Source organism: Jannaschia aquimarina, from assembly GCF_000877395.1.
In the GTDB taxonomy this organism is placed as follows: Bacteria; Pseudomonadota; Alphaproteobacteria; order Rhodobacterales; family Rhodobacteraceae; genus Jannaschia; species Jannaschia aquimarina.
Window position 1 is genome coordinate 1 of record NZ_JYFE01000053.1, and the last position, 7,500, is coordinate 7,500.

The 7,500-nt window shown below is 70.8% G+C and carries 3 protein-coding genes; all 3 read left to right on the forward strand.

Features of this window, described 5'->3' with window-relative positions; genetic code table 11:
• Positions 1-5,672 (forward strand): calcium-binding protein (locus jaqu_RS14855; protein ID WP_043919788.1); only part of this gene is annotated, 5,672 nt, incomplete at its 5' end.
• Between the two features lie 130 nt (positions 5,673-5,802).
• Positions 5,803-6,285: a VPLPA-CTERM sorting domain-containing protein gene (locus jaqu_RS14860; RefSeq protein WP_043919789.1), complete on the forward strand. Its 483-nt coding sequence runs from the start codon at positions 5,803-5,805 to the stop codon at positions 6,283-6,285.
• Positions 6,286-6,903: 618 nt separating this feature from the next.
• Entirely contained in the window at positions 6,904-7,284 is a 381-nt protein-coding gene (locus jaqu_RS14865) for a DUF3768 domain-containing protein (RefSeq protein WP_043919790.1), read from the forward strand.
• Positions 7,285-7,500: the final 216 nt, after the last annotated feature.

Here is a 7,500-nt window from a genome sequence, read left to right on the forward strand (position 1 = left end):
GCGGCGGCGCGGGCGACGACCTGCTGCGCGGCGGCGCGGGGGCGGACGCGCTCGTGGGCGGCGACGGCTTCGACGCGGCCGATTACGAGGACGCGACAGACGACCTCGTGATCGGGTACCGCCCGCTCGGCCTGGGCCGCGAGGTGTACGGGGGCTGGGCGGGCGATGCGGCAGGCGACACGCTCGGCGACATCGAGCGCATCGTGGGCGGATCGGGGAACGACGACCTGCAGGGCCTGCGCCTCGTGGGCATGGCGCTCGAAGGCGGCGCGGGGAACGACACGCTGACGGGCGGCGCCCTCGCGGACCTGCTGATCGGCGGCGCGGGGGCAGATGCGCTGCACGGCGGCGGCTCGGATGCGGACGCGACGACCTACCTTTTGTCCGACGAGGGCGTGCGCATCGACCTCGTGGCTGGCACGGCGCGCGGCGGGCATGCGGAGGACGATACCTTCTCTGGGGTCGAGAACTTTCAACTGACACTTGAGGACGACCGCTTCGTGGGCGACGGCGGCGCGAACGTCGTGGAGGGCCTGGACGGCGACGACGACCTCGCGGGCGGCAATGGGGTCGACAACGTGATGGGCGGCGCCGGCAGCGACCGCATCCGCGGCGGCGTGGACGGCGACCGTCTGGATGGCGGCGACCTGCGCGCCGTGCAGATCGTGGGCGCGGCGCCGCGCGGCGAGGTGATCGCGTCGCTGGTGCGCGACCGCGACCTGCTCGACTATTCGGGCATCACGGGCGGCCCCGGGCTGGTGATCGAGCTTCAGGGCGCGGGCGGCGGCACCGCGGTGCTTCGGGGGCAGACGATCGGCGACCGGCTGACCGGCGAGGCCATTCTCGACCGATTCGGCCGCGTCGTGGGCGACGGGACCGATAACAGCTTCGAGGACGTGGTCGGCTCGGGCGGGAGCGACGAGATCGGCGCGGACCGCACCGACAACCGCATCGACGGCGGTGCGGGCGACGACGCGATCCGCGGGCGCGGCGGCGACGACACGTTGCGCGGCGAGGCGGGCGCGGACAGCCTCGCGGGAGGCGACGGTGCGGACGACCTGCACGGCGGCGCCGACGACGACCTCCTGCAGGGCGGTGATGGGAACGACGACCTCATGGGCGGCGTGGGCTTCGACGTCCTCGACGGCGGGGACGGCACGGATTGGGGAGACTGGTCCGACCTGAACGGTGCGGTGAACGTGGACATCGATGCGGACTGGATCACGCGGGTCGCCGAGACCGGGCTCATCAGGAACGACTACGCGGGCAATGGTGTACGGTTCTTCGATCCGCGCGATCTGGCCGCGCTCGATCTAGACGTGGGGCAATCCGTGGGCCGCGCCGTCTCGCCCACGTCGGGGGGCGTGGACTACGACGTGACCCGCGGCCTGGAGAACCTGCGCGGCACGGATGCCTTCGGCGACCGCCTGTTCGCGGATCGGGGGAACAACGTCATCCACCCGGGGGCCGGCCTTCGCGCAGGCGAGACCGATGTGGTGGACGGGCGAGGCGGGTTCGACACCCTCCTGCTGCGGTACAGCGGCGACGGCCGTGCGCTCGATCTGCGCATGGACGATTCCGGCGGCACGGGCCGCCTCGGCGCGCCTTCGGACGGCACCGGCCTGCAGATCGCCGGGATCGAGCGGCTGGCCCTCTTCGCCGGCGCGGGCGACGACGCCGTCGTGCTCGACGGGGCGGCGGGCGACGTTCTGGTCCTGGGCGGCGGCAACGACACCGCCCGCTCCCTAAGGGGCGCCGACGCCATCGACGGCGGCTTGGGCGACGACACGATCCTGCGGGTGTCCGGGGCGGTCGCGCAGGGCGTGGCCGAGCCGGTCGCGGCCGACCTCGCGACCGACGCCGAGACCTTCTTCCTGCAAGGCGGATCGGGTCTCGACGCGTTGGGGCTCGACCTGTCCTACGAGACCGTGGATCGCGACCTCGTCTTCGCCGTGCCGGGCACCGCGTCCGAGCGCGTCGCGACGGCGCAGGGCGGCGTGGCCTCGGGCTTCGAGATCCTCTCGATCCTCGTCGCAGGCTCGGGCGACGACCGCATCGGCCAAGCGGGCCGCGCCGACAACCGGCTCTACGGCATGAATGGCGACGATACCTTAGTGACCGGCTTCGGCATGGACACGATTCACGGCGGCGCGGGGACCGACACGGCTCTGATCGACTGGTCCGCGTCCGGGCCCGCGACGAAGATCGTCGCCCGCCTGAGCGAGTCGGGCACGATCAGCGCGTCGATCCGGGTTCCGCCTGACGAGGTGCCGACGGATCGCGTCGAGGGCTCCGGCCTCGAACGCGCGCATTTCCTTGGGGGCGCCGGGGACGACCTGCTGCGCGGCGCCGCGGGGCGCGACACGCTGGAGGGCGGCGGCGGGAACGACACGCTGCGCGGCAATGCCGGGGCCGACGATTTGGACGGCGGGCGCGGCGACGATCTGCTGGTCGGCGGCCTCGGCGACGACACGCTGCGAGGCGGCGACGGACGGGACACCCTCGAAGGCGGGGCGGGCGCGGATCTCTTCGTGCTGGCCGACGAAGCCGGCCTCCTCGGCGGTGGGCTCGTCCAAACCGACCTGCGCGCGAGCGAGGGCGATCGTCTCGTGCTCTTCGGCTCAGCCAGCGACTACAGCCTTCAGACGAACTTCGACGGCACCGCGACGATCCGGTACCGGGACCCGTTGGACATCACGCCGTTCGGTCGGCTCGTCGCGACGGTCAAGACGGCAGACATCTTCGGGTTTAGCTTAGAGCGCGACGTCGATTACGTCGGCCGCTTCCCATTCGGAGGGTTCGGCTTGAACGCGGCCCTCAACGAAGAGGCCAGTGTGGCGGCGGCGGCCGTCGAGCAGGGGCTGGGCCGGGTCGACATGGCGGCGGTCCTTCTGGGATCGCTGCGCCGTCAGGTGGACGTCGACGAGTTCGCGCGCCCTGACGCGGTGCTCGCGCCCCTCATCACCTCGGAGTTGCGCAAAGACGGCCCCGGCGAAGGGTTCGGCACCCACGCGGGCCCGTTCGGCGATCCCGGCGTGGTGCTCTCGACCGGCTCGGCCGTCGATCTGTCAGGTCCCAACCTCGCCTCGGGCGGCCCCGTCCGAGAGGCGGCCCTCGTCTTCGAGCGCATCTCGCCCGACGAGCCGGGCATCGTCCAGATCGGCGCGCGGCAGACGAACGTGTGGCGGGCCGAGATCCCGGAGGCGCTGGACGGCCTACGCAGCATCACGATCCGCGATCCCGGCGGCGCGCCGCCGCTCGAGGTTCTCGCGCGCACGGCGGGGCTCGACCTTGATGGCCTCATCATCTCGGATGCGGATGTGGGGGTTGGCGCGATCCCCGACATCGACGCCCCGAAAGACGCGTTCCTTAGCTACTCGGACCTCCTGGCGCTCTTAGCTCCAAGCGCGGACGGCCTCTCGGACCTCGTCGTCAGCGCGCAGGACAAGGTGCGCTTCACCCCCGGCGCGGCCGAGGGCGTCGGGCGTGATCGGACCCTCGACGGGACGGTGAACGGCCTCGTGGACTTCGCGCAGGTCGATCTGGCACTCGGAGATGCCGGGGCGGGCGATTACGTCTCGCTGGGCGTCGGCGGCGCGATCACGCTCGAACTCGCGCGGCCCCTCGAAGTCGACGCGGGTGCGCCACGCTTCGTCTATCTTCTCGAACGCGGCGCGATCGACGACGTCTCCGGCGTGGGGTCGGGATCGACCCAGGGCCTCGCGCCGGAAGCGGACCTCTCGAGCGACCTGGGCCTTCCGGGCGTCGAGGAGGACGCGGTCGAACTGACCTACCGCTTCACCTTCGAGGAACTGTTCGGCGGCGAGGTGCCCGCGGGCCTGGAACAGACGATGACGCTCGATCTGTTCGAGATGACGCTGGTCACCGAGGAGTTCCCCGAGCGGACCGCCGCCGCACTGCGCGACGCGGTCTCGGTGACCGTCAACGGAACGGCGGCGCAGGTGACGCGGGCGGGCGCGGCGACGCCCGTGGACGGCGCGTTCACCGGGCGCACGCTCGTCTCGAACGTGGGCCCGGACGGCGCGTTCGCGGACATGCTGCGCGCCGACGCGTACGGGCAGACGCTGCGGATCTCGGCGCCCATCGACATCGTGGGCGACAACGAGATCGTCGTGCGCGTGGCCGATGGCGTGGACGGGCTGCTCGACACGGCAGTGTTCCTCTCGCCGATCGGGACGCGTCTGCTCGAGGGATCGCCCGAGGACGACGTCCTCGCGGCGCCCGACAACGCGGCATTTGAACTCGTGGGCGGCGCCGGCGACGACACTCTGGACGGCGCCGCGGCGGACGACGTGCTGCGCGGCGGGACCGGCGACGACGTGTTGCGCGGCGGCGATGGACGCGACGCGATCCAGGGCGGTGCGGGCGACGACGTCCTGCGCGGCGGGCGCGGCGCGGACGATCTCGATGGCGGCGCGGGCACGGACCGCGTCGTAGTAGCGGGCGCCGCCCTCGACGAGGGCGCCTTGCGGTTCGCACGAGGCGCCTGGCTGCTCGAAGGCTCGGACGGCGCGGTGGATCGGCTGACCGGCATCGAGGAGGTGACCTTCGCCGGCACGGGCGTGACGGTCGCGTTGCCGGAGGACCTGTCAGGCGTGATCCCAGGCGCGCAGATCAACTTGGCGCCGGTCGCGCGTGACGACCTCCTCACGCCCGGCGCGGCGCCGACGTCGATCCTAGCCAACGACCTGGACCTCGATGCGTCGGGGCCCTTGCGCGTCACGCTCCTACGTGCCGAGGGACGGGCCATCCGGCCCCCCGAGCCGGGCGACGCCTGGGTCGTCGAAGGCCGCTACGGGACGCTGACGGTCACGCGCGACGGGTCGGCCTCATACGTACTCGACCCGGAACGGGAGGCGTCGGCAAACGGCGCGGTGGACAGCTTCCTCTACCGTGCCTTCGACGGCAGCCGAGGCGGGGCCGATGCCGAGATCCGCGTCGACGTGCCGGGGCGAGGCAACGCCGCGCCGGAACTGGCGCAGATCCTCCCTGTCTACGAGGTCGTGGAGGGGTCCGACGGACCGGTGGTGCAGTTCTTCGCGACCGATGCCGATGGCGACGCCCTGCAGTTCCGGCTAGAGGACGTCGAAGGCGCGGACGGCCTGGATGCGTCCAGGATCGAGATCGACCCGGACACGGGCACCGTCGCCGTCCGTGACGCCGCCTTCGCGCGTGGCGGCGACAACGTGGCGACCTTCGACGTGGTCGTAAGCGACGGCACCGATGAGGATCGCGCCACGGTGCGCCTCGCGCTCCTCGAAGATCGCGACGGCGACGGGATCGCGGACAGGGACGACAACGCGCCCGTCCTCGGCACCCCAGCCCGCGAGGCCGTCACCGGCACCGACGCCCCCGACCTCGTCACCCGCGGCGGGGGCCGGGGCGATGTCGTGCGGGGTTTGGACGGCGTAGACGTCTTCGACTTCGCCGAGACCAATGGCGACGGCATGCAGGACTACGCGCGCATCCTCGACTGGCAGGCGGGCGAGACGCTCGTGGGCATCGCGCGGAGCGATGTGGACGAGGCGTCGATCGGCTTCGCGGGGACGTCTGTGCGGTTCCAGTACGGAGCCGACAGCGACGTTCTGGTGATCTCAGGGGACGTGCCTGACAGCATAGACAAAATGTTCGCCGACACGTTCGTGTTCTGAGGTGGATGAAGGGGCCGGGGCGGACGACCGCGCTGTCTCCAACGGATTTGAAGCGGAAGGTAAGGGCATAACCATCATGGCAATAATGACGGGGAAACGGACGGCTGCCCTAGGCGCGGCAGTAGTTGCGATGGGCGCGCTCGGCACGATCGCTGCCGAAGCCGCAACAATCGGCGATCGCGAGGTGACGGAAGGCGACACGCTCTTCTTCGCCGCCAACACCTCTTTCACCTCCTTCACCGGGGCGGACCTCATCAGCGAGAACGCGACCGGCCCCGTGCTGACGCTCGACCCAGACTTCGGCATCGAGGAGCTGGAGTTTGCGGGCGACGTGTTCAGCCTGATAGCGCGGGACGATCCGCTCGACGACGCGGGCGAAGAGATGCTGCGGTTCCTCTTCGCAGCTGCGGGAGACGAGGCTGATGGCTCATTCCGGCTCCTGACGCTGCAGGGGGAGTTTGGGGACAGCGTCGGCTTTGCAGATTCGTCGACCGGTAGCTTCCTTGTGCAGGCCGCGACGCTAGAAGTTATTCCACTGCCCGCAGGGGTTTGGCTGCTCATGGGCGCGCTGGGAGCGTTAGGCGCCCTGCGGCGCGCAAGAGGCGATACCTGACGGTAGCCAAGGCCTTCTCGGCAGGCACTCCACTGCGTTCATTTTAGCCGCGCGCTTCCGGTACAGTTCAGTGAAACACCAGAGCAGTTCCGCTTGGGCCCTCTCGTGCTTTCGGAACGGCTCACGCCGCGGATCTAGACCCTAACGGAACGTTTTCCCCAAGGGGCGCAGTTCCTGCCCTTCAACTCGTCGGGCATTCGTCGACCCTTGAGACTCTTCGCGGCCCCTTGGGTCACGATTTTATGAGGCAGTAAATGGAGATCCCGGCCCGGGGCCGGGGTCGAGGGGCAGAAGCCCGGCCCGGGCGGGCCGGACACCCTTTCTGCCGAGTGGTCCGCCAGCCAGCCGGACGGGCCGTCGTCAACCGGCAAGCGCCGGCCCGGGGGGCCGTCGGCTCCGGGCGAGCCCGTGTCCTCCCGCTGACGCGCTGCGGGCCGCGCCAGCTCGCCCTCCGCCCGGTGGACCCCGCCCCCTCCGGCCGCAGGTCGGGCTGCGCCCTCACCTGCTCTGCCCTTCGAATGGCAGGGGCCATTCAAAGCCAGATCAGGCGCGGCCTCGCCCATCGGCGGAAGACCGGCACAAGACCGGCAACCGTCTCGCACCACGAAGGATGAACCCGTGCCCGAGACCGACACCACGACCGAGACCAGCGCCGAGGCGACCCTGATCGCCGCCCAGAACGACGCCTTCCGCAAGTCCATCACCGATGGCGCGACCCCCAAGACCCCGAGCGGACAGGTCGTCGTGACCCAGGCCGTCCAGAGCATGGGCGATGCGTTCGTCCTCGACGCCCTGCGCACCGTCGCAGCCTTCGACACATTCACCGAGGACAACGACCCGTGGGGCGATCACTGCTTCGGCGCGCCCGAAGTCAACGGGGTCAAGCTGTTCTGGAAGATCGACCTCTATGACTTGGACTACGAGTTCGGATCGGAGGCCCCGGCCGATCCGGACCGCACCCGGCGCGTCCTGACGATCATGCTGCCCCAGGACTACTGACCGGATCGGCGGTGGACCCCTACCGTCTGCCGCCGAGGCTGGCCTGTCGAGCAGGCCCCGAGGGCGGGCGCGTGAGACGCCCCCCCTCCCCCATCATCGGACGGAAAGGAGGTGAGAGACATCACCAAAGACTGGCTGACAGCCAGGCGCCGGGAGGCGTCGGCACTCATCAGGAAGGGCGGACTAAGCGCCAAACTCGGCCGCGCCTTCCTGACC

Excerpts from the sequence above, each read along its gene's own strand:
- jaqu_RS14860 (WP_043919789.1), top strand. The coding sequence starts at position 5,803 with ATGGGCGCGCTCGGCACGATCGCTGCCGAAGCCGCAACAATCGGCGAT.